At 66.1% G+C, this 25,190-nt stretch carries 39 protein-coding genes; 14 read left to right on the plus strand and 25 right to left on the minus strand.

Annotation, left to right across the window (positions count from 1 at the left end):
• Positions 1–21: 21 nt before the first annotated feature.
• The 8 genes from S2M10_RS05945 to S2M10_RS05970 form a co-directional block, all read right to left on the minus strand.
• Positions 22–339, minus strand: a complete 318-nt coding sequence (locus tag S2M10_RS05945) for an HNH endonuclease signature motif containing protein (protein ID WP_168845282.1) — start codon at positions 337–339, stop codon at positions 22–24.
• Positions 339–590, minus strand: coding sequence for a hypothetical protein (locus S2M10_RS05950; RefSeq protein WP_168845283.1), 252 nt, complete (start codon positions 588–590; stop codon positions 339–341). The genes S2M10_RS05945 and S2M10_RS05950 overlap by 1 nt, the downstream gene beginning before the upstream one ends.
• A 16-nt stretch (positions 591–606) precedes the next feature.
• Entirely contained in the window at positions 607–924 is a 318-nt protein-coding gene (locus S2M10_RS05955) for a hypothetical protein (RefSeq protein WP_168845284.1), read from the minus strand.
• Entirely contained in the window at positions 924–1,454 is a 531-nt protein-coding gene (locus tag S2M10_RS22605) for a host-nuclease inhibitor Gam family protein (RefSeq protein ID WP_348770538.1), read from the minus strand. Before S2M10_RS22605 ends, S2M10_RS05955 begins: the two co-directional genes overlap by 1 nt.
• Positions 1,451–1,591 (minus strand): hypothetical protein, encoded by a 141-nt coding sequence (locus S2M10_RS22610; RefSeq protein ID WP_247650670.1) that lies wholly within the window; start codon positions 1,589–1,591, stop codon positions 1,451–1,453. The genes S2M10_RS22605 and S2M10_RS22610 overlap by 4 nt, the downstream gene beginning before the upstream one ends.
• A 17-nt stretch (positions 1,592–1,608) precedes the next feature.
• Complete coding sequence (locus tag S2M10_RS22615; RefSeq protein WP_247650671.1) at positions 1,609–1,839, minus strand: hypothetical protein; 231 nt, start codon at positions 1,837–1,839, stop codon at positions 1,609–1,611.
• A gap of 126 nt (positions 1,840–1,965) precedes the next feature.
• Positions 1,966–2,754 carry a hypothetical protein gene (locus S2M10_RS22385; protein WP_211090898.1) on the minus strand — a complete coding sequence of 263 codons (789 nt, stop codon included), beginning with the start codon at positions 2,752–2,754 and terminating at the stop codon, positions 1,966–1,968.
• The gene (locus S2M10_RS05970) at positions 2,678–3,157 is read right to left on the minus strand and encodes an Rrf2 family transcriptional regulator (RefSeq protein WP_168845286.1); all 480 of its coding nucleotides are present in this window, start codon (positions 3,155–3,157) and stop codon (positions 2,678–2,680) included. Before S2M10_RS05970 ends, S2M10_RS22385 begins: the two co-directional genes overlap by 77 nt.
• Before the next feature lie 104 nt (positions 3,158–3,261).
• Here S2M10_RS05970 and S2M10_RS05975 point away from each other — a divergent pair, with 104 nt between their 5' ends.
• From S2M10_RS05975 to S2M10_RS05985, 3 genes are read left to right on the plus strand one after another with little or no spacing between them, the layout of a single operon-like run.
• Positions 3,262–3,507: a BrnT family toxin gene (locus S2M10_RS05975; protein ID WP_168845287.1), complete on the plus strand. Its 246-nt coding sequence runs from the start codon at positions 3,262–3,264 to the stop codon at positions 3,505–3,507.
• Entirely contained in the window at positions 3,504–3,785 is a 282-nt protein-coding gene (locus S2M10_RS05980) for a BrnA antitoxin family protein (protein WP_168845288.1), read from the plus strand. The genes S2M10_RS05975 and S2M10_RS05980 overlap by 4 nt, the downstream gene beginning before the upstream one ends.
• Positions 3,778–4,062, plus strand: a complete 285-nt coding sequence (locus S2M10_RS05985) for an addiction module antidote protein (RefSeq protein ID WP_168845289.1) — start codon at positions 3,778–3,780, stop codon at positions 4,060–4,062. Before S2M10_RS05980 ends, S2M10_RS05985 begins: the two co-directional genes overlap by 8 nt.
• A gap of 55 nt (positions 4,063–4,117) precedes the next feature.
• Here the strand turns inward: S2M10_RS05985 and S2M10_RS05990 are convergent, their stop codons facing one another.
• Together S2M10_RS05990 and S2M10_RS05995 are read right to left on the minus strand one after the other, a co-directional pair.
• Positions 4,118–4,447 carry a type II toxin-antitoxin system HicB family antitoxin gene (locus S2M10_RS05990; protein ID WP_168845290.1) on the minus strand — a complete coding sequence of 110 codons (330 nt, stop codon included), beginning with the start codon at positions 4,445–4,447 and terminating at the stop codon, positions 4,118–4,120.
• 3 nt (positions 4,448–4,450) lie between these two features.
• The gene (locus S2M10_RS05995; RefSeq protein WP_168845291.1) at positions 4,451–4,966 is read right to left on the minus strand and encodes a hypothetical protein; all 516 of its coding nucleotides are present in this window, start codon (positions 4,964–4,966) and stop codon (positions 4,451–4,453) included.
• A 461-nt stretch (positions 4,967–5,427) separates the two neighbouring features.
• On the opposite strand from S2M10_RS05995, the gene S2M10_RS06005 reads away from it, so the two are divergent.
• Positions 5,428–5,673 carry a helix-turn-helix domain-containing protein gene (locus tag S2M10_RS06005; protein WP_168845293.1) on the plus strand — a complete coding sequence of 82 codons (246 nt, stop codon included), beginning with the start codon at positions 5,428–5,430 and terminating at the stop codon, positions 5,671–5,673.
• Positions 5,674–5,684: 11 nt separating this feature from the next.
• Here S2M10_RS06005 and S2M10_RS06010 read toward each other — a convergent pair whose 3' ends face one another.
• Entirely contained in the window at positions 5,685–6,092 is a 408-nt protein-coding gene (locus S2M10_RS06010; protein ID WP_168845294.1) for a hypothetical protein, read from the minus strand.
• A complete protein-coding gene (locus S2M10_RS06015; protein ID WP_168845295.1) occupies positions 6,040–6,297 on the minus strand; it encodes a hypothetical protein in 258 nt (85 codons plus the stop codon). Before S2M10_RS06015 ends, S2M10_RS06010 begins: the two co-directional genes overlap by 53 nt.
• A gap of 435 nt (positions 6,298–6,732) precedes the next feature.
• Between S2M10_RS06015 and S2M10_RS06020 the strand changes: the two genes are divergently transcribed.
• The 10 genes from S2M10_RS06020 to S2M10_RS06065 all read left to right on the plus strand — a co-directional run bounded on the left by S2M10_RS06020 (position 6,733) and on the right by S2M10_RS06065 (position 12,340).
• A complete protein-coding gene (locus tag S2M10_RS06020; RefSeq protein ID WP_168845296.1) occupies positions 6,733–7,218 on the plus strand; it encodes an iron-containing alcohol dehydrogenase in 486 nt (161 codons plus the stop codon).
• 114 nt (positions 7,219–7,332) lie between these two features.
• Positions 7,333–7,752, plus strand: coding sequence for a helix-turn-helix transcriptional regulator (locus tag S2M10_RS06025; protein ID WP_168845297.1), 420 nt, complete (start codon positions 7,333–7,335; stop codon positions 7,750–7,752).
• Positions 7,749–8,039, plus strand: coding sequence for a hypothetical protein (locus S2M10_RS06030; RefSeq protein ID WP_168845298.1), 291 nt, complete (start codon positions 7,749–7,751; stop codon positions 8,037–8,039). The genes S2M10_RS06025 and S2M10_RS06030 overlap by 4 nt, the downstream gene beginning before the upstream one ends.
• Positions 8,036–8,272, plus strand: a complete 237-nt coding sequence (locus S2M10_RS06035; protein WP_168845299.1) for a DUF2312 domain-containing protein — start codon at positions 8,036–8,038, stop codon at positions 8,270–8,272. The genes S2M10_RS06030 and S2M10_RS06035 overlap by 4 nt, the downstream gene beginning before the upstream one ends.
• Positions 8,269–8,511: a hypothetical protein gene (locus tag S2M10_RS06040; protein WP_168845300.1), complete on the plus strand. Its 243-nt coding sequence runs from the start codon at positions 8,269–8,271 to the stop codon at positions 8,509–8,511. The genes S2M10_RS06035 and S2M10_RS06040 overlap by 4 nt, the downstream gene beginning before the upstream one ends.
• Positions 8,504–8,824 carry a hypothetical protein gene (locus tag S2M10_RS06045; RefSeq protein ID WP_168845301.1) on the plus strand — a complete coding sequence of 107 codons (321 nt, stop codon included), beginning with the start codon at positions 8,504–8,506 and terminating at the stop codon, positions 8,822–8,824. Before S2M10_RS06040 ends, S2M10_RS06045 begins: the two co-directional genes overlap by 8 nt.
• Before the next feature lie 229 nt (positions 8,825–9,053).
• Positions 9,054–11,168 (plus strand): ParB/RepB/Spo0J family partition protein, encoded by a 2,115-nt coding sequence (locus S2M10_RS06050; RefSeq protein ID WP_168845302.1) that lies wholly within the window; start codon positions 9,054–9,056, stop codon positions 11,166–11,168.
• Positions 11,165–11,494 (plus strand): hypothetical protein, encoded by a 330-nt coding sequence (locus tag S2M10_RS06055; protein WP_168845303.1) that lies wholly within the window; start codon positions 11,165–11,167, stop codon positions 11,492–11,494. The genes S2M10_RS06050 and S2M10_RS06055 overlap by 4 nt, the downstream gene beginning before the upstream one ends.
• Positions 11,494–11,961 carry a hypothetical protein gene (locus S2M10_RS06060; RefSeq protein ID WP_168845304.1) on the plus strand — a complete coding sequence of 156 codons (468 nt, stop codon included), beginning with the start codon at positions 11,494–11,496 and terminating at the stop codon, positions 11,959–11,961. The genes S2M10_RS06055 and S2M10_RS06060 overlap by 1 nt, the downstream gene beginning before the upstream one ends.
• A gap of 163 nt (positions 11,962–12,124) precedes the next feature.
• Positions 12,125–12,340, plus strand: coding sequence for an AlpA family phage regulatory protein (locus S2M10_RS06065; RefSeq protein WP_168845305.1), 216 nt, complete (start codon positions 12,125–12,127; stop codon positions 12,338–12,340).
• A 796-nt stretch (positions 12,341–13,136) separates the two neighbouring features.
• Here S2M10_RS06065 and rpmE read toward each other — a convergent pair.
• From rpmE to rpsB, 13 genes are all read right to left on the minus strand, one after another.
• A complete protein-coding gene (rpmE, locus tag S2M10_RS06070; RefSeq protein WP_064313046.1) occupies positions 13,137–13,367 on the minus strand; it encodes a 50S ribosomal protein L31 in 231 nt (76 codons plus the stop codon).
• A gap of 82 nt (positions 13,368–13,449) precedes the next feature.
• Complete coding sequence (locus tag S2M10_RS06075) at positions 13,450–13,677, minus strand: hypothetical protein (protein ID WP_168845306.1); 228 nt, start codon at positions 13,675–13,677, stop codon at positions 13,450–13,452.
• 19 nt (positions 13,678–13,696) lie between these two features.
• Positions 13,697–14,176 (minus strand): 3-hydroxyacyl-ACP dehydratase FabZ, encoded by a 480-nt coding sequence (gene fabZ / locus S2M10_RS06080; RefSeq protein ID WP_168845307.1) that lies wholly within the window; start codon positions 14,174–14,176, stop codon positions 13,697–13,699.
• Positions 14,173–14,934 carry an OmpH family outer membrane protein gene (locus S2M10_RS06085; RefSeq protein WP_168845308.1) on the minus strand — a complete coding sequence of 254 codons (762 nt, stop codon included), beginning with the start codon at positions 14,932–14,934 and terminating at the stop codon, positions 14,173–14,175. Before S2M10_RS06085 ends, fabZ begins: the two co-directional genes overlap by 4 nt.
• Positions 14,934–17,678: an outer membrane protein assembly factor BamA gene (gene bamA / locus S2M10_RS06090; protein WP_168845437.1), complete on the minus strand. Its 2,745-nt coding sequence runs from the start codon at positions 17,676–17,678 to the stop codon at positions 14,934–14,936. Before bamA ends, S2M10_RS06085 begins: the two co-directional genes overlap by 1 nt.
• A 68-nt stretch (positions 17,679–17,746) precedes the next feature.
• Positions 17,747–18,880 (minus strand): M50 family metallopeptidase, encoded by a 1,134-nt coding sequence (locus tag S2M10_RS06095; RefSeq protein ID WP_168845309.1) that lies wholly within the window; start codon positions 18,878–18,880, stop codon positions 17,747–17,749.
• Positions 18,877–20,034, minus strand: coding sequence for a 1-deoxy-D-xylulose-5-phosphate reductoisomerase (locus S2M10_RS06100; RefSeq protein WP_168845310.1), 1,158 nt, complete (start codon positions 20,032–20,034; stop codon positions 18,877–18,879). Before S2M10_RS06100 ends, S2M10_RS06095 begins: the two co-directional genes overlap by 4 nt.
• Entirely contained in the window at positions 20,031–20,831 is an 801-nt protein-coding gene (locus tag S2M10_RS06105; RefSeq protein WP_168845311.1) for a phosphatidate cytidylyltransferase, read from the minus strand. Before S2M10_RS06105 ends, S2M10_RS06100 begins: the two co-directional genes overlap by 4 nt.
• Positions 20,828–21,496, minus strand: a complete 669-nt coding sequence (gene uppS, locus S2M10_RS06110) for a polyprenyl diphosphate synthase (RefSeq protein WP_247650678.1) — start codon at positions 21,494–21,496, stop codon at positions 20,828–20,830. The genes S2M10_RS06105 and uppS overlap by 4 nt, the downstream gene beginning before the upstream one ends.
• A gap of 108 nt (positions 21,497–21,604) precedes the next feature.
• Positions 21,605–22,162, minus strand: coding sequence for a ribosome recycling factor (gene frr / locus S2M10_RS06115; protein ID WP_168845312.1), 558 nt, complete (start codon positions 22,160–22,162; stop codon positions 21,605–21,607).
• Between the two features lie 33 nt (positions 22,163–22,195).
• The gene (gene pyrH, locus S2M10_RS06120) at positions 22,196–22,924 is read right to left on the minus strand and encodes a UMP kinase (protein WP_168845313.1); all 729 of its coding nucleotides are present in this window, start codon (positions 22,922–22,924) and stop codon (positions 22,196–22,198) included.
• A gap of 123 nt (positions 22,925–23,047) precedes the next feature.
• A complete protein-coding gene (gene tsf, locus S2M10_RS06125) occupies positions 23,048–23,977 on the minus strand; it encodes a translation elongation factor Ts (RefSeq protein WP_168845314.1) in 930 nt (309 codons plus the stop codon).
• Between the two features lie 83 nt (positions 23,978–24,060).
• Complete coding sequence (rpsB, locus tag S2M10_RS06130; RefSeq protein ID WP_019369395.1) at positions 24,061–24,816, minus strand: 30S ribosomal protein S2; 756 nt, start codon at positions 24,814–24,816, stop codon at positions 24,061–24,063.
• Positions 24,817–25,190 lie beyond the last annotated feature (374 nt).

Here is a 25,190-nt window from a genome sequence, read left to right on the forward strand (position 1 = left end):
CCCCTCCCCCCCCCGGCCGGGTCAGCGGTGGGTCGCGCGGGCCCGGGCGCCGGCGGCGCGCTCGGCCGCCGACTTCGCGTCGTGGCAGGGGTGGCAGAGGCCCTGTTTGTTCGACCGCTCATCGCTGCCGCCCTCGCTGAGCGGCTTGATGTGGTCGACCACCTCACTGGGCGCCGTCTTGCCAGCCGCCAGGCAGGTTCGGCAGAGCGGCTCCTCGGCGAGGACCTGGGCGCGATCGCGCTGGCCAGCTCGGCCGCGCTTGCGCCGATCGGGCGTGCCGCGCACCGGCTGCCACGGCTTGCGCTTGGCGGCGCCGAACCGAGGCGGCTGGAAGGGCATCAGGCGGGGCGCTGGCGGCGCAGGTTGCGGGCGATCTCGCGGCGGTGCTCGTGCGGCTCGCCGGTGTGGCGGTTGAGCTGCGCAATGCTGCCCGAGGGCTTCCGAACGGTGAAGATGCTCCGCACCCGCTCCTTCGGCAGAAGGGAGAGCGACAGGCCGGGATCGCGGAGGATGTCGTACCCGGCCGAAGCGGCCGTGGGTCGCGTCATCAGAGACAGGGCCGACAGGAGGAGGATCTTGAAGCCGCGCATGGTGAACTCCTTGGGGTCAGCGCTCCTCGACGGTGAGCGCGTTGATCAGGACCGTGGCCACGTCCGTCGACCAGGCGACGCTGGCGGTGGCGATGTCGGCAACAAGGTGGCCTGGCGTGCGGAAGTCGACGCTGGGTAGCTGCTCCAGCCATCTGTCCAGCGCGTCGCCGGCCACGGCGTTGAAGGTGTATTCGAGGCGGAGGCCGTCGAAGGTGGCCGTGTTCCAAGGCTTGGACCGCTCGGCGACCGGGACGAGCTCGCAGCCTGCAGCCCGGGCATTGGTGAGAATCGCGCGCGCCAGGCGGCGCGTCGGGTCAATCCGCCGGCGGGCCATCAGCTGCGCGGTTCGTCCACCGCGCCGGCCTGGGCGATCGGCGTCACGAAGAACGCGTCGGCGCCGGGCTTCCGGCTGAAGCCGAGCTCGGCCAGGCGCGCGGCGTGCGGGCCGTCGATCGCCTTGAGCGCTGCCGTCTTGTCGACGCTCACCTTGATCGAGATGTACGGCTTCCCCCAGCGTGCCGCCTGCAGGGCGGCCGCGGCCGCGTCGAAGTCGTCACCCTTGAGCGACAGGGTGTCTTTCCCGAGCTTCGTGCCGATGGTGCAGCCGCCAAGCGCGATGGACTTCCGCTTCCCGCGGGTCAGCTCGGCGGCATTCTTGCGCCACCACGGCTCCAGCGCGTCGCGCAGCAGATCCATCTCGGCCACGATAGGCAGGGACTCGGTATCGGCCGCCGTGGTCGCTGCGGCGATCGCCGCCTCGCGGGCGCCGCGGATCAGCAGCAGCTGCCCGTCGAGCTTGGCATACCGCTCGAGCAGTGCGATCGCCGCTTCGCTCGTCCGCGGCGTCCTGGGCTTGGCGGTCACTGCGCGGGCACCTGGCGGCGCAGCGTGGCGAGCTCGCGGGCCATCAGCGCCAGCGAGCCGCGGGTCACCGGCACGACGTCGTCGGGTTTGCCGCCCCGGGCCACACGGCCCAGAACGCGGAGGTCGATGCGATCCATGTGGATACTCCGGGAGGTTACCAGGCCCAGCAGCCGCCACGTCGGCCGGGCGCCGTGCGGGCGCTGGGCTGACGGTCGGACGGGAAACGGAAAGGAGCGACGATGGCGCTTGCGATCTGTTGTGCGCGCTCTTCCAGGGCATCGAAGTGCGCGGGGTCGCGCACGCCGAGCCGCGCTTCCTGGATCAGCTCGTCGAGGGCGAAGCTTTGCCGCTCGAGCTTGGCTGCCAGGTCCGGATTTTGAGCCATGGGCCACCTCCGGAAACGCAAGAGCCCGGCGGGTTGAGGGGAAACCGCCGGGCTCAGGACGCAATTGTCGCGGGGTCGTTTTTGGCCGTTACGTGGCCAGTTCGGCAGTCTCTTTTTCGTCAACCCCTACAGAATTGCCGCTTGGGCGGCGGCCAGGGTCGCGGGATCAACCTCGCGCCGAGCAGCCGCCAGACAGGCCGGCCAATGGTCCAGCGCGTCGATCAGCAGTCGGGTCAGCCTACGATGGTGCATCCGATGCCGGGCGGCAGCCACCGTCAAGGCGACGTCCGCGGCAATGACGTCGAGTACAGGCGCCGCCCGGGGACCGAGCCACGCCCGCCAAGTGCCATAGGCGACCTCGCGCTGCACCCGAGCCAGCGATTCGAAGAACACGTCGTCGAATACCCGCTTTGCGTCGACCCGGCTCTGCAGGCTGGCGGCACGTACCGTCACGTCGGCCGAGATGAGCTCGATGATGGCGGAGATCTCCTGCGCGAACGCCAGCTGATCGTCGTTCAGGGCACCGCTCTGGTACAGCCGCGCGATTGCGCCGATGCGCCCACGCCGCACCGCCTCGTGCGTGGCCGGCGTACCTTCGCGCTTATGGTCCCAGCGATCAAGCACCTGGGCGCGCTCTACCCGAAGGCTGCGCTCAACCGCGGCGAGTTCGGGATGGCGCTCCTGCCAGTTGCGCCGGCTGGCGTCCCGGCGCGCTTTGCGGTGCTGCTCCAGCTGCCGGCCGGCGCGGGTCTTGGGGCGTTTGGGGTCCGACTTCGTCGACCAGCCGACGCTCCCGGCGGCAGGGCCGACCACCCCGCCCTGCTCGTCTAGGCGCAGATCACGCGCCCGCTGGTTCACCCGCGCGATCAACTCGCGCACCTTCGGCGCCGTCGCGCCGCTTCCTGTCTCTACCATATCCACCACTGCCCCGCTCGATGTCCCGCTTATGATCGAGCGCCGGGCCCGCGGGCAGTGGCGTAGTTGTCAACGTGCCTGGCGGCACCAATTCCATATTGCCGATCCGCACCGTCCAACCGGCTTCGCACAGTTGGAGAAGCGCGTCGCTTTCGCTCACCTGGGCGGCGGCATTCGCGAGCATGATGCCGCGCGTCTTGCCCCGCGCGCGCTGGACCATCTGGTCACGTTCCAGCGCACGGACCAGCGAATGGGCGCGCTGCCGCGTGATGCCGAGGCCGCCCGCAATCTCGCCAAGCGTCGGGCTGCTGCCGTGGCGCAGGTAATAGCGCTTGATCAGGTCGAGGGCCTGCAGCTTGCGGCTCGACATCGCCGGTGTCAGCCGGATCGGCGTTCCATCCATGTCGGCGTGCCTCCCGAGGCAGAACATAGTGTGAATCGTGGATGAAACCAAGCGTAGTAACGATTTGCCTTGCGAGGCAAGCAAATTGTTACTACAAGGTCCGCATGATCATCGTTTGGGACGAACCGAAGCGCGAAGCGAACCTCGTAAAGCACGGTATCGACTTTGTTGACGTGACCGAGGATTTTTTCGTGTCGGCGATCGTTCGCCCCGCCAAGGAAGGTCGCCTCGCGGCGATCGGCCAGCTCAACGGCCTCGTTACGGTGATTTTCGTCACGCTTGGCACGGAAGGGCTGTCGATCATCTCCGCCCGCCCGGCCAGCAAGAAGGAAAGGGAGCTGTTCCCATGACCACTCCAAAATTCACGCAGGCGGATATGGACGCCGTGTCTGATAATCCCGAGTGGACGGAGGCTGATTTCGCCGCCGCGCGGCCGTTCACGGAGGCCTTTCCGGAATTGGCGGCGAAGATGCAGCGCCAGCGTGGGCCGCAGAAGCGGCCCACCAAGGTCAGCACCACCATTCGGCTGTCGCCCGACGTCATTGCCTATTTCAAGGCGGGAGGCGACGGCTGGCAATCGCGCATCGATGAAGCGCTGAAGCAATGGGTGACCGAACATCGTGCCTGAGGCCACCCCGTTCGATCCCGCCGATCATCTCGCCGATGTAGAGAGCCAGGCCGAACTGCTCGATCAGGCGCTCGCAACTGGCGACGCCAAGGTGATCGTCAACGCGCTGGCGATCGTCGCCCGTGCGCGCGGCATCAGCGCGGTGTCACGCGATAGCGGCATCGGCCGCTCGTCGATCTACAAGGCGTTGGCGCCGGATGGAAATCCGACCTTGGAGACGTTCGTGCAGCTCGTGGGATCTCTGGGAATCGAATTGCATGCGCGGGCGGCAGCCTGATCCGTATGAGGGGGGAGCGCTGAAGAGACCTAAGGTGCGGAAGCCCGAGTAGATATCAAAGTCGAAAGCGGCCTTCATTCGGTCGGACGGCGCTTCGAACCTCTCCACGGATCTCAGCGATCCGCTTTCCCGCCTTCTCGACATACGGGATGGCAAGCAGGAAAGCGCCGTTCGCTAAATCATGAGCATACGCGTCCGAGATCTTCGTCACGTCGCCAGGCTCCGCTTCGTCTGCATCCTCGAACCACAGCTCGAGCGCTGCAACCGCACTCTTGACGAGATCCTCGACGGTGCCCGCAGCGGAGAAGCAGCCCGGCAGATCGGGAAAGGACAAGCCATACGCGCTGCCCTCATCCTTGTGTACGAGGCCGAAATAGATTTTCATGCTTCAACTCCCCGCGACGCTCCCGTTTACATCAGAGGAGGATCCGATGGGAGCGTCGTGCACCGCATCGACAGATTTAGCATGCGGCGACCGCTCAATGACCACGGGTATACCGGGCAGCCAGGAGATCGCTTTGATGATCTGTCCCGTGAGCCAGAGAACGGGCCCCACCCCCATGAATGCCATCGCCAAGTTGCTCATGACAATCCGGGTCAGGTTGGGCATTTGAGGCGGTGAAACGCCATCGATTTTGTCGATCGGATCCAGGTCACCACTGATGGTGACAGGCAGAGTCTCCGCATAAAGGTAGAAACCCAACGCCGTCAGGCCCACCACGAGGCCAACGACGATGAACGGTACACCTGTTGGCCGCAAACGTTCAGGTCTCTGCTTGCTCCAAAGCGAAACCTCGCCTTCACCGGTGTCTTCTGTTCCGTGGTAAAAGCGGCCACAGTTGGCACACTGCAACGCCTCATCAAGACGGTTAGAAAAGCCCGTCGCACCGCACACACACTTCATTCGATTCCCCCAAGGCGGCTAATTACGTTTCCCGGTTGGCGACTGTCCTCCCACCAACAAGCCGTTGATGATTGTAGCCACTGCAAGCCGATGCTCTGCCGACAGGCGCCGAAACGCTGCGACCAACTGTTGCTCCGTCGTATCATAGCCTGGTGGTGGTGGCCCTTGCTCGGGATCCTCAGTCTCGCCGGTGAGATAGGCAGGCGTCGTCTTCAGCTCTCGGGCTATGAGATGAAGGTTTCGCGTCCCGGACTTGTTCCGATGGATAAGGGCGTAGATCGAGGGCTGCGACACACCCACCCTGCGCGCCAGCTCGGCTTGGCTTAGGCCGAGCGCGTTCATTCGATCGCGGACTCTCTCACCAAGCGTCATGGCCTAAACCTATAGCCCTGTTTATAGGACGCCATGAAAATGGATTTATTGATATTGACTCTTTTATAAACACGTCTATTGTTACGTTTATGGACGTAGCCACCACCCCCAGCGAGGCATTGCAGCAGGCGATCAATATCGCCGGATCGCAATCCGCGTTCGCGCGCCTTGTGGGCGTGACGCAGCCCTCCGTGTGGACCTGGATCAGGCGCTCCAAACCTTTGCCGGCCGAGCACGTCTTGAAGGTCGAAGCGGCTACGGGCGTTTCTCGCCACGATTTGCGACCGGACCTTTACCCCCGCGAACCGGGCCAGCTCGAAGGACTGCGCGCGTGAAGGGCCCGCCGTCATTTCAGATCGGCCTGGTGCGGTTTCGCGGCGTACATCCAGTCGGAGCGCGCTTCATTATCCAGCGCAACAGATACCGACATCATCGGGAGAACTGTTTCCGCCGCAGCCGCGGCGATGGCTGCAGCAGGCCGGCGCGAGATCTGGTGGAGTCGGCGATTATCGCTGCGATTGAGGAACGCGAGATGCGGCGGTACCTCGAGAAAGCGCGCGCTGAAGGTCGCACGGTAACGGACGAGAATTGGCACAGGTCGCGCGCCGCGGCCGTGCGGCTGCGTCATGAGCGCGCTGAACGCCGTCGCCGCTACATCAGGAGCTTGTTCCTCCATCTCAGCGGCGACAGCGAATGAACGATCAGTTGATCCCTTCGCCAAAAACAAATCGGTGCGGAAGCGGTTGGCTTTCAATCGTCTGGGCCAGCTCGTGGGCGTTGTCGCCGGCGGCACCGAGCGCGACGGCGGCAAGCTTGAGGTGCTCAGCAAAGCCTGCTCGCAAGCGCGTTGCACTTTCCAGCGGCGTAGCCTCGGTCGACTCGAACAGGGCGGTGCCGAGCTCGGCGACGGCCTGCGTGAGATGGACCAGCGCAGTGCGCAGGTCTTCGGATTCGTCCATGGAATATAAGCCTTCGTTGGTTGGTGGAACTCCAACGATAGCCGAAGGCCGGGGCGCGTCCAGCGTCCCGGCCGGAGGCCAATTGCCTTCTGTCGGCGTGTTTGCTCTGATCGCGACCGCCAGGGCCGGAGGGGGTGCGCAGCATGCCGCGCGCACCCCCGAAGGCGTCCCCTGTTCATCTTCCCCCCTTGGCCCCTGGCAGACGGGCCAAGTTGCGCGCTTCCCCCCCGGTATTGCGCGCAGCCCCCTTCGTCTGCTCGGTATGCGTACAGAACGGGCCGGCGGCAGTCTCTTGCAGTCGCCGACCCGTTTTGCATGCCGTTCCGTTGAGCTGGTGCGGGCCGACCTGAACTCGGAACACGCGCCCGCCCTCGGGTCGCACCCGCGCCGGCGCGCCCTGGACGCCGGCGCGGGCTTGCCCGCTCGAGCAGCGGCATGACGAAGCTTCGAGCCCCCGGGTCGATCGACGCCGCTTTGTCCCGCATCGCCGGCCTTGTGCCCGATGGCTGGGCGGGCATGGCGAGCACGGTCGACCGGAAGGAGCGCACCGTACGCAACTGGGGTGATCCGGACACGCCGGAATCGATTCCCCTTGAATGTGCGATCGCGCTGGATCTGGCGTACATCGCCGCGGGCGGCGTCGGTGCCCCGATCCACGAGACTTATGCGCTGCAGCTCGAGCTGCAGCTGCAGACGAAGTTCGGCGACATCCTCCAGCTCGCCACGCTCAACGCAGAATTCATCCTGGAGGCGGGCCAAGCCGGCGCCGCCGTAATCCAGGCGACGGCGCCAGGCGCGCCCGAGAAGTTGAAGCGCGAGGCGCTCCGCGAAAGCGAGGAAGCCGCCACCGCGCTCGCACGAACGATCGCGGCGCTCCGCCGCAGCGTCGGCATGCCAGGCGGGCCGGAGGTCCCGCCCTGACGCGAAGGGGACGTCGCGCCGCCGGCAGCCGCCGGCACCTCAGATCCGACCCGCCGGGCCCGATGACAGGAGCGTCACCGGGAACGGCTTTTTGCTGCCCGAAAGGATGCCACCATGGCGATCACTCCCGGCACCTATCTCCGCCTGCGGCGCGAAGCTGCTGGCCTGTCGATTGAGGACGTGGCCGGCGTAATCGGCACGGTCCCCCACATGGACGCGCTCGGCCGCGCCGGCTGGCTGCGCCTGGTTGAGGCGGACGAGACGCCGATCGGCGCCGACGTCATCGACACGCTGCGCAACGTCTTCCGTTTCGACCAGGTCGTGCTGATGGATCTGGACGACATAGCGCGCGGGGCGACGGGTGTGCCGGCGCCGCGCCTGTGCCGCCTCTGCGCCTGCAGCGAGAACGATGCCTGCATCGACCCGGTAACCCATATCGGATGTGCTTGGGTCGCCGCCGAGCTCTGCAGTGCCTGCGCGCTTCCCCCGGCCGCCCCGGCCGTGGCCGCAACAGCGACGGGACTGGCGGCATGATCGGCGCCGAACCGCTCCAGCGGCGCCACAGGCGCCCCCGCTACAATCCCCTCGGCGATCGGCGCGGCCCCCTGCCCGCCCGTCCCGACGCGCTGCACCCCAGCTGGTGCGATTGCCGCGCCTGCACGAAGCCCGCCGAGGACCGCCGCATCCCGCGCGGCTGCTCGATCAGCTTCCTCGTCCTGGTCGGGCTCGGCGCCGCGACCGGCTTCCTTTTCATCGCTGACGCGATCGCGGCGGGCCCCGGCCTGCAGGTGATGGCCGGCCAACCCGGAAAGCAACCATGAGCGACAACATTTCGGCCGAGCAGCTGCGGCTGCTGATCGAGCGCGTCGAGCGCCTCGAGGAGGAGAAAAAGGGCCTGAGCGACGACATTAAGGATGTCTACGCCGAGGCGAAGTCGACCGGCTTCGACGTCAAGACGATGCGCACCATCGTCCGCCTGCGCGGGATGGAGAAGCACCACCGCGAAGAGGCCGAGCACCTGCTCGAGACGTACAAGCAGGCGCTCGGCATATGACCCGGTTCGGCACGCCCTGGTCGACCGATGTTCAGCCTGCGGAAGACGGCAAGCTGATCCGCGTCTCGCTCCTCCTGTCGGTCGATCCTGGCCCCATGAAGGAGTTTCGGCCCTTCCTCGACTTCGATCTCGACGAGTCACACGCCACCCAGCTCCTTGGCGGGCTCGTTATGGCGCTGCGCGAGGCGCGGAAGCTGCAGGAGCGCCGCGTGGCGCCGCCGGTGGTCGATCATGCGTGAGGTCGAGATCCTGCCCCCGCCCGGGCCCACCGTCTTGCCCGCGCTCCCCGGCCCTCTTCTGGTGACCGAAACAGGGCACGTCATTCTCCCCTCGATGCGCCCAGGCGGCGCCTTCGAGCTCACCCGCCTGGAGCAGGGCGTCGGCCTTGGCTGGATGCCGACGCCGGAGCTCGGCGGCTTGGTGCTCGCGATTTCGGACGGCCACGCGCTGACGCCGATCCTCGCGACCGCGCTGACCAGGCACGCCCTGCAGCAGGTTATCGAGGATCTGAAGTCGATCGACGCCCAGGTCGGGGAGCTCGGCGGCCGATGATAGCGAGGGAGCCGAACTACGAGGCAGAGCGGCGGCTGCCGAACGGCGCGACCTGCGCCGATTGCGAGCACGGCTCCCGATGCGACGTCCTCTTCGGCGCAATCCGACGCGCCTTCATGTCCTGTGATTTCTGGCCGTCGCGGTTTGCGCCGGCACCCGCCGAACAGGCGCGCCGGCGGGAAGCCTCCGCCGGCGCGCCTCGTCCACCAGCCCAAACTGGAGAACGCCGATGACCGTTAGAACATTCGTGATCGGGCAGCTATGCGTTTCGCCCTACAATGTGCGCACCGATCGCCGCGCGATCGCCGCGATCGACGCGCTGAAAGCGTCGATCCTCCAGCGCGGGCTGTTGATGCCGCTCGTCGTGCATCCGATGCTCGGCAATCCCAAGCAGTTCGGCGCGATCGCCGGCGGCCGACGCTACCGCGCGCTCAAGGCCCTGGTCGGCGAGGGCAAGCTGCCCACCGACTATCCGATCGAGGCGGTGGTACGGGAAGGCCTCACCGAGGCCCAGCTTATCGAGATCTCGACGGCCGAGAACCTGATCCGGCGCGACCTCTACCCCTACGAGACCTATGCCGCCCTCGCCCGCGCGGCGCGGCGCGGATCCTCGCTCGAGCAGATCGCAGACTCCCTTGGCCAGGACGTCGACTGGGTTCGCGCCGGCGTTCGCCTGGGCCAGCTGCCCGAACCGATCTTCAAGGCCTATGCCGACGAGAAGATCGCGATCGCCGTCGCCAAGGCGTTCGCCGCAACCGACGATCGTGATGCCCAGCTCGAGGCGTGGAAGGCGTTCGAGCAGCTGCCGGCGCATCAATGGACCGCGCAGCTGGTGCACAGCCTGCTGAAGGTCGGCGATCGCGAGCTGACCAACCTGCTGCACTATGTCGGCGAGGAAGCCTATCGCAACGCCGGCGGCCGCTTCGAGCTCGACCTGTTCGCCGATGCCGGCGACGTGCGCGGACGCGTCTCCGACGAAGGCCTGCTCCGCCGCCTGGCAGGCGAGAAACTCGACCAGCTGCGCAAGCGGATCCGCGCCCGCACCGGCCGCGAGCTCCGCTTTGCCGCCTCGCCGCCGACCAACGATTACAACCGCATCGACAGCGCGCTGCAGATCCACCCGAATATCGACGTGTTGTCGGCCGAGGACGCGGCCCGCCAGCAGCAGCTGCTCGACCGCAACCTCGCATTGCTCGCCGCGGCCAATGAGCTGGTCGACGATGCCGATCGGCCGCTCCCCGGTACCGAGGCGCAGATCGCGGCGCTCGACGCGGAGTTCAAACCGAACGAGGTGGAGATTGAACGGCTGGAGGATCTGCGTGCCATCCATCTGCCGGAGGGCGATGTCATCGCCACCGTCGATATCGATGAACAGGGCGAGGCGGATGTCCGGTTCTGGTGGGCGAGCAGGAAAGCCCAGGCCGCGGCGACGAAGCCGGTGCCATCACCGGCGCCGCGATCGACGGGTATGCGCGCGCTGCGCCCGGAGCCGCAGGCGGGTGCCAAGCCGCTTGCGGACGGGGCCGCGATCGAGCGCCGCAACGATGACTGGACCGCGCGGGACCGCGCCGATCGGCAGGCAAAGGGTGACTATGGCCTGACCCAGGACGGGGTGCAGGCGATGCGTTCGCTGCGCCGTTCGATGCTCCGCACCGTGCTGCTCCAGGATCACTTCGACGGCGGTACGGTGGCCCGCGACTATTTCGTCTGGGCCCAGCTGCGCATGCTGCTGACCTCGGCCGGGACGGCTTCGACGGGCATGCGGCGCATTTCCCCGCTCAGCATCGTCGAGCAGCGCGAGGATGCCGCCGGCGCCGAGCTGATCGACGCCAGCACCGCCGGCATGTTCGAGGAGGCGCTCGCTCAGGTGAAGGGCTGGAGGTGCTTCGTCCTCCCCGACCTTCCCATCGCGTTCGCGAACTTCCGCACGCTCGAGGCTGATATGAAGGAGCAGGCAGCAGCCCTGCTGGCGTGCCTGGCGCTCGAACGCTCGCTCAATGCAGACGGGTACCGCATCCCACTGCAGGACGTCGTTGCGGTTGAAACGGAGCTCGCGGGCGACCTCATGCGGGGAATTGGCGCGCTCACCCCCTCCCCCGAGCTCTTCAACCTTTTCGATGCCAACCATCGCCTCGAGCTGGCAATACCGTTCGTCGGTCGCGATACGGTGGCGAGCTGGTCGAAACGCAAGACGGCCGAGCAGAACCTGCGGGTCGCCGCGATCTTCACCGGCGATTGCGCGGAGGTCCTGACGACAGACCTTTACGCTGCCGCGGCCAGATGGGTGCACCCCCTGCTCGCCTTCGACGCCGATCGCCTCGAGCAGAAGGCGGCCGCGGAATGACGGCCGAGCGCGAGCGCATGGTCGCGGATATGGTCCGAAAGATGGATCGCGACGTCGAAGCGCTGATGCAGCGTAACGTCGACGTGGCCCAAGTCGTCTTCAACAACACCGAGGTCACTGCGATGGTGATCCAGGTCGCGGCGTCGGTATGTGGCGCCGCGATCATGGTGGCGATGCAAACGCGGCGGCCAGAAGTCGATCCGAACAATCTCTATGATGTCGTCGCAAAGGCGATCGCGGAGAAGGTGCAGGACCGCAAGCGCCTGCTGCCCCAAATCCTTGCCGTTCTTGAAACCGAACGCGCGAAGGCAGGGGGGCGACGCTGATGGCGTACGCTGAGCGAACAGAGGTCGCCTTCGAGCGGTCCATCGCGGAGATCGTCGGCATGCTCCGGCGGGCCGGCGCCGCCTCAATCGCCCAGGTTGAGGAGCCCCGTCAATTCACCATCCAGTTCGTCCTGGACGAGCGTCTCGTTCGCTTCCGGGTCGATCTGCCCACGCTCGATGACGCGCCGACAACCGACGGCCGAGGGTCCCGTCTGAACGCTACGCGGCGCGAGGCGAAGGTTGGCCAGGTCATCCGTCAACGCGGCCGGGCGCTGATGCTGGTGATCAAAGCGAAGCTGGAAAGCGTCGAGAGCAACGTCGAGACGTTCGAGCAGGCGTTCCTGGCAAACGTCGTCATGGCGAACGGCGAGACAGTCTACGACCGCCTGGCCGAGCCGATCGCCCGCGAATATCGGTTAGGATCGGTGCAGCCGACCAGCACGCTGTTCCTGCTGGGGCCCGACTGATGCCCCGACCCCTCAACCCGAATCCGATCGATGCAGCCGAGCACGATGCGATCGTCGCTCGGCTGCGTGCCACCGGCGGCGACATCGCAGCCGTAGCGACCGAGTTCAACCGCGGGCGGAATACCATCGCCCGCCTTCTCCCAAGAGCACACCTATGTCGGAAATGAGCCCCTTCACTGCCCCGCAGCGCCACAGCGGACGCTTGCTGAAGATGGAAGACGTCAGGCGCGAGACCTCGCTCCACCGCGCGACGATCTATCGCCAGATCCAGGCTGGCACGTTCCCTAGGCCGGTGCAGATCAGTCGTAATCGGGTCGGCTGGTGGGAAAGCGACATCGAAGCCTGGAAGGCAGGCTGCGCGGCCAGCGCAATGACCTGATTTCATCGGAGAGCATGGGTGCCGCGGGGGCATTCGTGGGGGCACCAAAAGCAATGAGCGCACAATAAATTGCGTCTTTTTAGGGGGTTAATATATGCAGCAGACAGTCACCCTCTCCGCCAAGGGCCGCGAAAAATGGCCCTGTGTCGCTCCGCGTTGCAGACGCTGCACCAGGACGCAGGGTGTTCTGCAGGAGCCGGTCGGCACCGTGCGGACGCGCTATTCTTCCTCATCGGGAGCGCTGACGACGCCCTGCATCGACGCGGTACCTCCGACCCTACCGGCGCCGCATATCGCTGAAGAATCCGACTGCCGCCGTATAGCCGGACCGGTGGCGATAGGCCTGCTCGCTCGGAGGGGTCGCCGAATCGCTGGGCAACGCATAGACATTGCCTTCCGCGACGCCCCCCAACTCGACCTTGCATGCGCCCACGGCGTCTAAAGCTGAGAGTGCCCCACCTCGCGGGCACTCTTCGCGGCGCAATAGAGTGCAGCATTGAACTCGATCTGCAGGTGGCCCAGGATCGTCCCGGCATAATGCCCCGCCCGCCCCGAACCTGTGAATGTCACATCGAGCGTGGTGGCCCCGGCCTGGACGATGGCCCAGCGCACCCCGCGTTTTGGTTCAAGGGACGGAATGCAGAGGATGTGCGTCTTTGGCGGAGACGCCCTCTGCCCCCTCTGCCCCCGCCGCGATGGCCTATATCGACGGCACAAGAAAAAGGCTCCCGACGCAGTTGGTGCGCGGGAGCCTGTTCCGAAGCATCGACGCCGGGCAGCGCCCGGCGCGCGCGGCTTACTTCTTGCCGAGCGTGAGACCGCCGAAGCGCTTGTTGAAGCGCGCGACCTGGCCACCCTGGTCGAGCAGCTGACCGCGACCGCCGGTCCAGGCCGGGTGCGCGAGCGGATCGATCTCGAGCTGCATGAGATCGCCTTCCTTGCCCCAGGTGGAGCGAGTCTCGTACACGGTGCCGTCGGTCATCTGCACCTTGATCATGTGATAATCGGGGTGGGTGTTCTGCTTCACATCGAATTCCTTGGAAAAAGCCGCCGGTTTCCGACCGGCAGCGGACGCGCGCGCCTAGCAAAGCATCGGCGCCGACGCAACCTTATTGCGAGGCGGCGGACCGCATGCCCCACCAGCGCCGCAGCGCGACGAGCGACCAGATCGCCTCGACCACTCCGAACGGCCAGGCTCCCTGGAGGAAGCCATAGGCCGATCCCAGCAGGCAGGCACCGGCAAAGCCGAGCACCCACCAGGTCGAACGCGCCTCCAGCGCATAGGTGACGAGCATCGCCGTCACCGCAAACAGGCCGAACCAGGTCAGTGCGTCCATGGTCCGGCCCTCGCCCCGATCACGCGCTCGGCGGATCGGCGATCATTGCGGTGAATTCGCATTCCGCCGCCAGCTCGCCGTCGACCAGCGCCCTGCCGGCGAACTTGCAGACGCGCGCGCGCTTCTGCACGAATTCGACGTGGAGCTTGAGCAGCACGCCCGGTTCCACCGGCTTGCGGAACTTCACCTTGTCGATCGCCATGAAGTAGACGAGCTTGCCCGAGCCGGCGAGCCCCAGCGACTCGACCGCCAGCACGCCCGCCGCCTGGGCAAGCGCCTCGACGGTGAGCACGCCCGGCATGATCGGCCGGCCGGGGAAATGGCCCTGGAAGAACGACTCGTTGATCGTCACCGCCTTCACCGCCACGATCGACTGGTCGAGGATCAGCTCCTCGACCCGGTCGACCAGCAGCATCGGAAAGCGGTGGGGCAGCGCCGCCATCACCCGCCCGATATCGAGCGGACCGATGTTGCTGCCCCCCTGCCCCTCGCCGCTCACCGCGGTTCGGGCTTGGCCGGCCTGGTCGCCGGCGCAGCGGCCGGACGCGCGGCACCCGGTGCCGCAGCGGCACCCTGCTGCTGCTGCTGCTGGGCACGCGCGGCGGCGAGCTGATAGGCGCGGCGCTTGAGTTCGTTCACCTGCTGCTGGAACTGCACGGTGCGCTGCTGCGGCTGCCAGTTCGCCGGCGGCGTGATCGCGACGGTCGGCGTCTTGTCGAGCTCCGCGACCACCGCGTCGGTGACGTCCACCGCATCGGGAGCGTAGACGATCGCTTCCGGCGTCAGGATCACGTTGACCTTGCGAGCATTGACGACCGAGATTTGCGCCGCGTCATAGAGCGAGAGGATCTTCTCGAACGCGAACAGTTCCGCCAGGATCGACGGCATCTGCAGCTTCTGGATTTCCTCGTTCGCCTGGTTCTGCAGGGTCATGAGCTGGGTGTAGTTCGGATCCTTGCGCGCGGCCGCAGCCTGCTCTTCGGCTTCCGAAACCTGGCCGTCCTTGTTCGTGTCGATCGTGGTGATCAGCGAACGCGCGTCCGTCTGGAACTTGGTCTGGCGCGCCTGGATCTGGTCGCGCACCGGCTTGTAGGTGGTGTCCAGCTGCGTCTCCGCAGTGGTGAACGCCTTGGCGCGGGTGATCGCCTCGATCGTGTTGATGGTGGCGATGCCGGCGACCTGCGCCGAGGCCGGCGCAGCGACGGCCATCGCCGCCGAGGCGGCAAGCGCCGCCGCGATTACACGGTTCTTCGTCATTAGAACTGAGTCCCTACGTTGAAAGTGATGAGCTTCTTGTCGTCGCCGGGCTGGCTGACCAGCGCCTTGGCAAGGTCGATGCGCAACGGGCCGAACGGCGAATTCCAGTTGACACCGATGCCAACCGAAATGCGCGGTGAGGCGGTGCTGCCGCGATACTGTTCATAGAAAACCGCGGTCGAGTTGAGCGCACGGCTGTTGACCGAGGTGCCGACGCACGCCTGGCCGATGGCAGGCGCGTAGCCGATCGTGCACGGCGTGACATAGCCGGCATAGGTTCCGCTGGTGACGGTGTAGAGCGCGTTGCCGGCACTGTCGTTCAGCGGCCGCGGCAGCAGCGAGGGCGAACCGTCCTTGTTCACGCCGGGCAGGCCGGTAGCGGGGTCGATATAGGCGGGGAAGTAATTGTTCGTCTGCGGCTGCCGGATCGAGAACAGCGAGCCCATCTGGACATAGACCGACGGTCGCAGCCCAAGTTCCGCCGCACCCGAGCCAAGCGGCAGCTCGAGCTCCGCCTTGGTCAGATAATAGGCCTTGCCGCCCAGCGCGTCGTCGATGATCTGGTCGCGATCGGTGATCAGCGCCTGGGTGCCGGTCGCCGGATCGCCGCTATACTGGTACCGCTGCACGCGCGGACCCACGCCGCGAATGTCGAAGCCGCGGAACTGCGGCTCGCCCAGATAGAAGCGATCGGTGATGCGGACCTCGGATCCGTCCAGGCTCTTGATCACGCCGCCTTCGCCGGTGACCGAGAACACGAAGCCGCTGCCGAGACCCCAATATTTTGCGCCATCGAACCGGCCGCGAACGTAGCGGACATCGCCGCCAAGACCCGCGACATCGACGCCCATCGAAACGCGATGGCCGCGCGTCGGCCGCAGGCGGCTGTTGAGGCTGTCATAGATCACCGACAGGCCGACCAGCGACGTCAGTCGATTGCCCACCGCTTCACAATAATAGCGGCCGGCCCGGAACGGATCGCACTTGCCGTCCGTGTAGAACTGGCTCTCGTCGAGCGTGACATTGTCCTTCGCCAGATAATAACGCGCGGACAGCGTCCAGTATTCGGTCAGCGGCAGACCCGCGACCAGCTGGAAGCCGGTCGATACCTGCTGGTAGGTGGTGTTGCGCGAATTGTTCAGGCCGTAGCTGAAGCTGTTATAGTCGCGACGGAAGATCGTCGCGCCCAGCGCGATGTTGCTGTCGAACAGATAGGGCTCGGTGAAGCCCAGTTCAACCGACTTCGAGTAGCTCGAATAATCGGCGGAGATGCTCGCCGTCTGGCCCATGCCGCGGAAGTTGCGCTGGCGGATCGAGGCCTGGAGGATGAAGCGCTCCAGGCTGGAGAAACCGGCCGACAGCGTCAGTTCGCCGTTCGGCTTTTCCTCCACATTCGCGCCGAGCACGATCCGATCGGGTGCCGAGCCTTCCTTGCGCTCGATCTCGAACTTGTCCTGGAAATAGCCCAGGCTGTTGATGCGGTCCTGCGAACGCTTGACCAGGAAGGTATTGAACGCGTCGCCTTCGGCCACGCGCAGTTCGCGGCGGATCACCTTGTCCTGCGTCTGGCGGTTGCCGGTGATCTCCACGCGCTCGACATAGGTGCGGTTCGCCTCGCCGATGTGGAAATTGATCGACATCGTCAGCGCATCCTTGTTGCGCTGATAGTCAGGGCGAACGTCGGCAAAGGCATAGCCGAACAGGCCGGCGGTCTCGCTCAGCTGCTCGATCGTGTCCTCGACGGTCTTGGCGTTATACCACTGGCCTTCCTTGATCGGCAGCGCGCTGGCGAGCTTCTTGTCGTCGAAGTCGCGGATCGCGCTGTCGACCGTGACCGGGCCGAACTTGTAGCGGGGGCCTTCCTCCACCACATAGGTGATGATGAAGTCCTTCTTGTCCGGCGTCAGCTCGGCCACCGCCGAGATCACGCGGAAATCGGCATAGCCCTCGGTCAGGTAATATTGCCGCAGCTTCTGCTGGTCATAGGCCAGGCGATCCTGGTCGTACGAGGTGTTCGAGCTGAGAAAGTGCGAAAGGCTGGCCACCTTGGTCGCCATCTGCCCGCGCAGCTTCTTGTCCGAGAACACCTCGTTGCCGATGATGTTGATCTGGCGGACCTTCGACTTCGCACCTTCATGGATCTCGAAGATCACGTCGACGCGGTTCTGATCGAGGCTGACCATCTTCGGCTCGACCCGCGCGGCGAAGCGGCCCTGACGGCGATACAGCTCGATGATCCGCGCAATGTCGGCGCGCACGGCGGTGCGCGTGAAGATCTGGCGGGGCCTGAGCTTGATCTCCTTGTCGATCTTGTCCTGCTTCAGCCGCTTGTTGCCTTCGAAGACGACCCGGTTGATCACCGGGTTCTCGCGGATGCGCAGCACCAAATTGCCGGACTCGACACCTTCGATCTGCACATCGGCGAGCAGTTCGGAAGCGAGCAGGTCCTTGATCGCCTGGTCGATCGTCTCGTTGGTATAATTGTCGCCCACGCGCAGCCGCGTGTAGCTGAGCACCGTTTCCGGTTCGATGCGCTGCGAGCCTTCCACCCGCAGCGACTTGATCGTGCGCACCACCGCCGGCGTCACCGGAGCGGGGGCCGCCTGAGGCTGGGCCGCCGGCGCCGCGGGCGTCGCCGCGGTCTGCGCCTCTGCCGGCGCTACCACGCCCGACAGGATCGTCCCTGCCAACAGCGTAGCCGTCGCCCGCGCGCCCAAATTGCTTGCCTTGATCGCAGTCACCATCCCACCCCAGTCGGAATCCAAATATTGCCGGAACGCGCGCGGCATAGTGCCGCCCTGCACGAACCCCCTCAGCCGATCAAGCCGGCCAGATGTCTCCACACACCGAATGCGCCCAGATCGTTGAGCGTCACGAACAGCATCAGCGCGAGGATCGCGAGCATGCCGCCCCGGAACGCCCATTCCATCACCTGCGGTTCCACCGGGCGCCGGCGGACCGCCTCGACGGCGTAGAACAGGAGATGACCACCATCCAGTACCGGGACTGGCAACAGGTTGATGAATCCCAGATTAATGGAGACCAGCGCGATCAGGAACGCGAACTCGATCGGACCCATGGAAAGCCGTTCGCCGGAGACCTGCGCAATCTTCAGCGGCCCGCCCAGTTCGGACACCGAACGGCGGCCGGTGATGATCTGGCCGAGGCCGTCCACCGTCATGCGGACGATGTCGGCCGTGGTGCGCAGCCCCACCAAAGGCGCCTCGATCAGGCTGACCGGCACCTGCGTGGAGCCCGCCGCGCCGATACCGAGCTGCCCGATACGATATTCATTGCCGAACCGGTCGCGCTCCAGCCGCGCGCCGATCACCGCATCGACGCTGCGCTCGGCCCCGCCGCGAACAAAGGTGATCCGCACCGGCTCGTTGGGTCGAAGCTGAGTGAACTGCACCATATCGGAATAGGTTTCGACGGTGCGCCCGCCGAGTCCGGTGATGCGGTCGCCGGGGGCGAGGCCCGCCTTGGCGGCGGCGCTGCCCTGCAGCACGGTGCCCACCACCGACGGCGTCCGGTTCTCGCCGAACATGAAGGCGAACGCCGAGAGAATGACGATCGCGATCAGAAAATTCATGATCGGCCCGGCCGCGACGATGATCGCGCGCTGCCACAAGGGCTTCGCCTGGAAGGTCTTGGCGCGTTCGCTCGCCGGCAGCTGCAGCCATTCGGGCGAAGGCTGGCTGGCCGGGTTCATGTCGCCGGCGAAGCGGACATAGCCGCCCAGCGGCAGCAGGCTGAACTTCCACCGCGTGCCGCGACGATCGGTGATGCCGGCGATCTCGCGGCCGAAACCGATCGAGAATTCCTCGGCCTTCACGCCGAAGATCCGGCCCGCCAGATAATGTCCCAGCTCGTGCAGGAACACGAGCGGCCCGATCACCAGCGCGAACGCCAGAATGGTGAGCAGGATGCCGGGGGATTGGATCAAGCGACGCAGTCCTTCACTCGCTCAGCCGCATAGTGCCGCGCCTCCTCGTCGATCGCCAATACGGCATCGAGCGTTTCCGGAGCGGCCGGGTGATAGCGACTAAGCGTATCGGCAGAGATTGCGGCAATTTCAAGAAATCCGATCCGACCGGCAAGAAAGGCCGCGACTGCGACTTCGTTGGCGGCGTTGAGGATCGCGGGCCGCGCGCCGCCTGCTTTCAACGCCTCCATCGCCAGTGCGAGCGCCGGGAAACGATCGAGATCGGGATTTTCGAACTCGAGCGTGCCCACCGCAGCGAGATCGAGCGGGGGGCACGGTGTCTCCATCCGCTCCGGCCAGGCCAGTGCATAGGCGATCGGCGTGCGCATGTCGGGCGTGCCGAGCTGCGCCAGCACCGACCCGTCGACATATTCCACCATCGAATGGACCACGGACTGGCGATGCACCAGTACCGCAAGCTGTTCGGCGGCAACCGGGAACAGGTGGAATGCCTCGATCAGTTCGAGGCCCTTGTTCATCATCGTCGCCGAATCGACCGAGATCTTGGCGCCCATCGACCAGTTGGGATGCGCCACCGCCTGTGCCGGGGTGATGCCGCGCATCGCCGCCTTGGGCGTCGCGCGGAACGGACCGCCGCTGGCGGTCAGAATGATGCGGCGAACCCCCTTGGGCGCGGTGCGATCAAGGCACTGGAACACGGCATTGTGCTCCGAGTCGACCGGGAGCAGCGTCGCGCCGTGCGCGCGGGCTGCCGCCATCATCACCTCACCCGCCGAAACCAGCGACTCCTTGTTGGCCAGCGCCACCGTGCCGCCTGCCTCCAGCGCCGCCATTACCGGCTTGAGGCCCGCGCTGCCGACGATTGCGGCCATGGTCCAGTCGGCGCCCATGCGCGCGACGTCGCACACCGAATGCGATCCGCCCATCGCCTCGACGCCGCTGCCCGCCAGCCGCTCCTGCAGCGCCGGCAGGCACGTCTCGTCCGCGACCACGGCGCAGCGGGCGCGGGTGCGGATCGCCGCGGCGGCCAGCTTCTCGACATCGCAATTGGCGGTCAGCGCCACCACCTCGAAGGCGTGCGGATTTCGTTCAATCAGATCGAGTGTCGAGGTGCCGACCGATCCGGTCGCCCCCAGCACCGTGACGCGCTTCACCACCAGTATCCTCCCGCAACCACCTGATGATGGATCGCAAAAAACAATGCCGCAACCGGTGCGGCGAAGACCAGCCCGTCCAGCCGATCGAGAATGCCGCCATGGCCCGGCAGCAGGTTGCTGGAATCCTTCACACCGGCGACGCGCTTGAGATGGCTCTCGTAGAGGTCGCCGATCTGCGACGCGAAGGCGACCAGCGGCGACACCGCGATCAGCCACCAGTCGATCGCGCTGCCCGGTGCGATTGCGACGAAGGCGGCGGAAAACAGGATCGCCGCGACCAACCCGCCGACCAGCCCCGCCCAGGTCTTGTTCGGGCTGATCGCCGGCGCCAGCTTGGGGCCGCCGATCGCGCGACCGGCGAAATAGGCACCACTGTCGCAAACCCAGACGATCGCCATCGTCCATAGCGTCGCGGCGAAGCCCTGCGGATGGTCACGCAGCAGCAGCAGTGCCAGTACCGGCAGCCCGACATAGACCTGTCCCGCCGCCAGCTTGCCGTTGCGGGTCACGATCGCGACGAAGAAGAACGCACCGAACACCAGCCCCAGGGCCAGGAAACCCGGTCCCGCCGCGGCAGGACTGAGGATCGCCAGCGGCACCATCAGCACATATTGGGTAAGCCGCCGCCTGGCGGTATCGCCGGCGAGCAGTGCCCATTCGCCGATCATCAGCACGGCCATCACCGTGATGACCAGCCAGAATCCCCAGCCACCGGCCCACAGCGCGGCGAGCGCCAGCCCGACCAGCGCCAGCCCCACCACCGCGCGCTTGGGAAGATCCGAATGCTTGCTCACAGGCCGCCGAAACGCCGCTGGCGCTGCCCGAACCGGGCCAGCGCATCGGCCAGCGCGCGCTCGTCGAAATCGGGCCAAAGCGTGTCGACGAACAGCAGTTCGGCATAGGCGGCCTGCCACAGCAGGAAATTGGAGAGCCGCTGCTCACCCGAGGTGCGGATCAGCAGGTCGAGCGGCGGCAGGCCCGCCGTTTCCAGCTCGCTTTCAAAATGCGCCTCGTCGATCGCCGCCGGATCGAGCGTACCGTCGCGCGCCTGCTCGGCCAGTCGCCGGGCGGCCGCCAGCAGTTCGGCCTGGGCGCCGTAATTGAGCGCGAGCACCAGCGTCGGCCCGGTATTGACCGCCGTGCGCGCGATGGCGGCATCGATCATCGTCACCAGATCGGGCGAGAGCTGGCGCCAGTCGCCGATCACACGCAGCTTGACGCCGTCGGCGACGATCTCGTCGAGTTCGCGCTCAAGGAACTGGCGCAGCAATCCCATCAGCGCGCCGACTTCCTCTTCGGGCCGTCGCCAATTCTCGGACGAGAAGGCGTAGAGGGTCAGCACCTCGATACCGAGCGCACGGGCAGCGCGCGCGACGCGGCGAACTGCCTCCACGCCCTGCCGGTGCCCGGCAACACGCGGCAGCAGCCGCTTCTTCGCCCAGCGGCCGTTCCCGTCCATGATGATCGCGACGTGGCGGGGCGGCGGGGTTCCGCCACCCGAGGCGGAGGCCAGCTTAACGGCCACCGCGCCCGGCCCTTTCGGCCACACCAGACCCCCCGGCGCGGATCACTTGCCCAGAATTTCCTTTTCCTTGGCCGCCGCTGCAGCGTCGATATCCGCGATGGTGGCGTCGGTAAGCTTCTGGACCTCGGTTTCGTGACGCTTGCGCTCGTCCTCGCCGAACACGCCCTTCTTCTCGTCGGTCTTGAGGTTGTCCATGCCGTCGCGGCGCACGTTGCGCGCAGCGATACGGGCCTTTTCGGCATATTGGTTGGCGAGCTTGGCGAGCTCCTTGCGGCGCTCCTCGGTCAGGTCGGGGATCGGCAGGCGCAGCGTCTGGCCGTCGACGATCGGGTTGAGGCCGAGGCCCGCCGAGCGGATCGCCTTGTCGACGGGGCCGACATTCGACTTGTCCCACACCTGCACCGAAAGCATGCGCGGCTCGGGCGCCGAGACGGTCGCCACCTGGGTGATCGGCATGTGCGAGCCATAGACCTCGACCGTCACCGGATCGAGCAGCGTGGTCGAGGCGCGGCCGGTGCGGAGACCGGTCAGGTCGTGCTTGAGCGATTCCACGGCACCGGCCATGCGGCGTTCGAGATCTGCCTTGTCGTAAGCGGCCATGTTCGGCGTTCCTTGAAGCTTGGGTAATTTGGATTACGCGGCGGTCGCGTCCTGGACGATGGTGGAAGTCCCCTCGCCCCGGAGCACCGAGGCGAGATTGCCCTCGCCGCGGATGTTGAACACCACGATCGGAATATGGTTGTCGCGGCACAAAGCCACGGCCGAGGCGTCCATCACCTTCAGATTGTCGGCAAGGACGCGGTCGTAGCTCAGCGTTTCATAGCGGGTCGCGGTCGGCACCTTCTTGGGATCGGCATCGTACACGCCGTCGACCGAGGTGCCCTTGAACAGCGCGTCGCACTTCATTTCGGCGGCGCGCAGCGCGGCGGTGGTGTCGGTGGTGAAGAACGGCAGGCCGGTGCCCGCCGCGAACAGCACGACGCGGCCCTTCTCCATGTGCCGCTCGGCGCGGCGGCGGATATAGGGCTCGCACACGCTGGCCATCGGGATAGCGGACTGGACGCGGGTCTCGACGCCCACCTTCTCAAGCGCGTTCTGCATGGCGAGCGCGTTCATCACGGTGGCGAGCATGCCCATATAATCGGCGCTGGCGCGGTCGAAGCCCTGCGCGGCGCCGGCGATACCGCGGAAGATGTTGCCGCCGCCGACGGTCATGCAGATTTCGAGGCCGCTTTCCTTGGCCTCCTTCACCTCGAGCGCGACGCGCTCGCAGGTCTCGGGATCGATGCCGAATTGGCCCTGGCCCATCAGGACCTCCCCCGACAGCTTGAGAAGGATGCGGCGGAAGGTCGGAGCAGTCATGAGGTTCCCGAAATCTTGAGGAGCGGACAGCGAAGCGGCGCGGACCCTAGAGGAGCCGCGCCGCGCGAACAAGCGTGGATGCCGGGGAAAAGCCGTCGGAACGGCCCCTCCCGGCGCGCCTGATTACTTGGTGAGACCGGCCGTCGCCGCCACTTCGGCAGCGAAGTCGCTCTCTTCCTTCTCGATGCCTTCGCCGAGCTGGAACCGGACATAGTCCTTCAGCACGATCGCCGCGCCCGAATCCTTCGCCGCCTTGGCGATGACGTCGGACACCGGGGTCTTGCCGTCCATCACGAACAGCTGGCTGAGCAGGGCATTCTCCTTGGCGAACTTCTTCACCGCGCCATCCACCATCTTCTCGATGATCTCGGCCGGCTTGCCGCTCTCGCTAGCCTTTTCGGCAGCGATCGCGCGCTCGCGGGCGAGCACGTCCTGGTCCAGGCCGCTCTCGTCCAGCGCCAGCGGGAAAGCGGCGGCGATGTGCATCGCCAGCTGCTTGCCCAGCGGTTCGAGCACGTCGACACCGGCTTCCGATTCGAGCGCGACGAGCACGCCGATCTTGCCGAGGCCCGGGGCCGCCGCGTTGTGGACGTACGGGATCACCGCACCGTTCGCGACTTCGACCTTCTTGGCGCGACGCAGCACCTGGTTCTCGCCGATGGTGGCGATGTTGGCGGTCAGCGTCTCGTCGACGGTCTGGCCCGATTCCATCTTCGCGGCCTTGATCGCGGCGATGTCGTCGCCGGCTTCCAGCGCCAGCGCGGTGGTCTCGCGCACGAAGTTCTGGAAGATCTCGTTCTTGGCGACGAAGTCGGTCTGCGAGTTCACCTCGACGGCGACACCCTTGGTGCCGGCAACCGCCAGGCCGACCAGGCCTTCGGCAGCGGTGCGGCTCGACTTCTTGGCGGCAGCGGCGAGGCCCTTGGCGCGCAGCCAGTCGGCAGCGGCTTCCATGTCGCCGTTGGTTTCGGAGAGCGCCTTCTTGCAATCCATCATGCCGGCGCCGCTCTTTTCGCGGAGTTCCTTGACGGCGGCTGCAGTGATCTCGGCCATGTCTCTATTCCTCAGTTAAAAGTCGGGCGGAGCAGTGCGTGTCGCCCTGCCCCGCCCCGATTACGGTTCGATGACGCGGGCGATCAGCCTTCGACGGCTTCCTCGACCGGCGGCTGCTCGGCAGCACCGAAATCATAGCCCTGCTGCATCAGCGCCTCGCGGCCGCCACGGGTCGCGGCGATGGCGATGGCTTCGCAGTAGAGGCGGATGGCGCGGCTGGCGTCGTCGTTGCCCGGAACCGGGAACGCGATGCCGTCCGGCGAAACGTTCGAGTCGAGCACCGCGACGACGGGGATGCCGAGCGTGTTGGCTTCCTTGATCGCCAGCTCTTCCTTGTTCGCGTCGATCACGAACATGATGTCGGGAATGCCTCCCATGTCACGGATGCCGCCGAGCGACAGCTCGAGCTTGTCGCGCTCGCGGGTGAGCTGCAGCACTTCCTTCTTGGTGAGGCCGTGCGTGTCGCCCGACAGCTGCTCTTCGAGCGTCTTGAGGCGCTTGATCGAGTTGCTGATGGTCTTCCAGTTGGTGAGCATGCCGCCCAGCCAGCGATGGTTGACGAAGTGCTGGCCCGCACGACGCGCTGCCTCGGCGATCGGCTCCTGCGCCTGGCGCTTGGTGCCGACGAACAGCACCTTGCCGCCGGCGGCGACGGTGGAGCTGACGAACTCGAGTGCGCGGGCGAACAGCGGAACGGTCTGCGACAGGTCGATGATGTGAACGCCGTTGCGATCACCGAAGATGTAGGGCTTCATCTTCGGGTTCCAGCGATGGGTCTGGTGACCGAAGTGCGCGCCCGATTCGAGCAGCTGCTGCATGGTGACGACGGGTGCCGCCATAGGGATAACTCCTTCCGGTTGGTCCTCTGGGAAGCGGGAATTCGGAAGTGCTCCGAACACCGGGTTATGATGCTTCCCATGCGGGGTTGAGGCGGGCCGCTTAGTCGATCTCCCCTGCAGACGCAAGCTGGAACATTATTGGAACATCGCTTGACGCTGGAACAGGAATGGAACATACAGCGATCAGAACGCGATTGATGGAACAGGCGGGAGTCTCGGCGGTTCGAGGTTCTTGGGTTCCGCTGGGATCGGCGTTGAAGATCAGGAGCCGGGTAATGACTGGATTCGCTGTCTTTTTTCTGTTCGGGTCGGCTTTCGCGGCCGCCATCTGGACGCTCTACGTAAGCATTTATCCGCAGCTGCATCGCTTCGCC

The sequence above is a fragment of the Sphingomonas sp. S2M10 genome (genome assembly GCF_012650175.1).
GTDB lineage: Bacteria > Pseudomonadota > Alphaproteobacteria > Sphingomonadales > Sphingomonadaceae > Sphingomonas.

Excerpts from the sequence above, each read along its gene's own strand:
- S2M10_RS05945 (WP_168845282.1), bottom strand. The coding sequence starts at position 339 with ATGCCCTTCCAGCCGCCTCGGTTCGGCGCCGCCAAGCGCAAGCCGTGG.
- S2M10_RS05950 (WP_168845283.1), bottom strand. The coding sequence starts at position 590 with ATGCGCGGCTTCAAGATCCTCCTCCTGTCGGCCCTGTCTCTGATGACG.
- S2M10_RS05955 (WP_168845284.1), bottom strand. The coding sequence starts at position 924 with ATGGCCCGCCGGCGGATTGACCCGACGCGCCGCCTGGCGCGCGCGATT.
- S2M10_RS22610 (WP_247650670.1), bottom strand. The coding sequence starts at position 1,591 with ATGGATCGCATCGACCTCCGCGTTCTGGGCCGTGTGGCCCGGGGCGGC.
- S2M10_RS22615 (WP_247650671.1), bottom strand. The coding sequence starts at position 1,839 with ATGGCTCAAAATCCGGACCTGGCAGCCAAGCTCGAGCGGCAAAGCTTC.
- S2M10_RS22385 (WP_211090898.1), bottom strand. The coding sequence starts at position 2,754 with ATGGTAGAGACAGGAAGCGGCGCGACGGCGCCGAAGGTGCGCGAGTTG.
- S2M10_RS05970 (WP_168845286.1), bottom strand. The coding sequence starts at position 3,157 with ATGGATGGAACGCCGATCCGGCTGACACCGGCGATGTCGAGCCGCAAG.
- S2M10_RS05975 (WP_168845287.1), top strand. The coding sequence starts at position 3,262 with ATGATCATCGTTTGGGACGAACCGAAGCGCGAAGCGAACCTCGTAAAG.
- S2M10_RS05980 (WP_168845288.1), top strand. The coding sequence starts at position 3,504 with ATGACCACTCCAAAATTCACGCAGGCGGATATGGACGCCGTGTCTGAT.
- S2M10_RS05990 (WP_168845290.1), bottom strand. The coding sequence starts at position 4,447 with ATGAAAATCTATTTCGGCCTCGTACACAAGGATGAGGGCAGCGCGTAT.
- S2M10_RS05995 (WP_168845291.1), bottom strand. The coding sequence starts at position 4,966 with ATGAAGTGTGTGTGCGGTGCGACGGGCTTTTCTAACCGTCTTGATGAG.
- S2M10_RS06005 (WP_168845293.1), top strand. The coding sequence starts at position 5,428 with ATGGACGTAGCCACCACCCCCAGCGAGGCATTGCAGCAGGCGATCAAT.
- S2M10_RS06015 (WP_168845295.1), bottom strand. The coding sequence starts at position 6,297 with ATGGACGAATCCGAAGACCTGCGCACTGCGCTGGTCCATCTCACGCAG.
- S2M10_RS06020 (WP_168845296.1), top strand. The coding sequence starts at position 6,733 with ATGACGAAGCTTCGAGCCCCCGGGTCGATCGACGCCGCTTTGTCCCGC.
- S2M10_RS06025 (WP_168845297.1), top strand. The coding sequence starts at position 7,333 with ATGGCGATCACTCCCGGCACCTATCTCCGCCTGCGGCGCGAAGCTGCT.
- S2M10_RS06030 (WP_168845298.1), top strand. The coding sequence starts at position 7,749 with ATGATCGGCGCCGAACCGCTCCAGCGGCGCCACAGGCGCCCCCGCTAC.
- S2M10_RS06035 (WP_168845299.1), top strand. The coding sequence starts at position 8,036 with ATGAGCGACAACATTTCGGCCGAGCAGCTGCGGCTGCTGATCGAGCGC.
- S2M10_RS06040 (WP_168845300.1), top strand. The coding sequence starts at position 8,269 with ATGACCCGGTTCGGCACGCCCTGGTCGACCGATGTTCAGCCTGCGGAA.
- S2M10_RS06045 (WP_168845301.1), top strand. The coding sequence starts at position 8,504 with ATGCGTGAGGTCGAGATCCTGCCCCCGCCCGGGCCCACCGTCTTGCCC.
- S2M10_RS06050 (WP_168845302.1), top strand. The coding sequence starts at position 9,054 with ATGACCGTTAGAACATTCGTGATCGGGCAGCTATGCGTTTCGCCCTAC.
- S2M10_RS06055 (WP_168845303.1), top strand. The coding sequence starts at position 11,165 with ATGACGGCCGAGCGCGAGCGCATGGTCGCGGATATGGTCCGAAAGATG.
- S2M10_RS06060 (WP_168845304.1), top strand. The coding sequence starts at position 11,494 with ATGGCGTACGCTGAGCGAACAGAGGTCGCCTTCGAGCGGTCCATCGCG.
- S2M10_RS06065 (WP_168845305.1), top strand. The coding sequence starts at position 12,125 with ATGAGCCCCTTCACTGCCCCGCAGCGCCACAGCGGACGCTTGCTGAAG.
- S2M10_RS06075 (WP_168845306.1), bottom strand. The coding sequence starts at position 13,677 with ATGGACGCACTGACCTGGTTCGGCCTGTTTGCGGTGACGGCGATGCTC.
- S2M10_RS06085 (WP_168845308.1), bottom strand. The coding sequence starts at position 14,934 with ATGACGAAGAACCGTGTAATCGCGGCGGCGCTTGCCGCCTCGGCGGCG.
- bamA (WP_168845437.1), bottom strand. The coding sequence starts at position 17,678 with ATGGTGACTGCGATCAAGGCAAGCAATTTGGGCGCGCGGGCGACGGCT.
- uppS (WP_247650678.1), bottom strand. The coding sequence starts at position 21,496 with ATGGACGGGAACGGCCGCTGGGCGAAGAAGCGGCTGCTGCCGCGTGTT.
- frr (WP_168845312.1), bottom strand. The coding sequence starts at position 22,162 with ATGGCCGCTTACGACAAGGCAGATCTCGAACGCCGCATGGCCGGTGCC.
- pyrH (WP_168845313.1), bottom strand. The coding sequence starts at position 22,924 with ATGACTGCTCCGACCTTCCGCCGCATCCTTCTCAAGCTGTCGGGGGAG.
- tsf (WP_168845314.1), bottom strand. The coding sequence starts at position 23,977 with ATGGCCGAGATCACTGCAGCCGCCGTCAAGGAACTCCGCGAAAAGAGC.
- rpsB (WP_019369395.1), bottom strand. The coding sequence starts at position 24,816 with ATGGCGGCACCCGTCGTCACCATGCAGCAGCTGCTCGAATCGGGCGCG.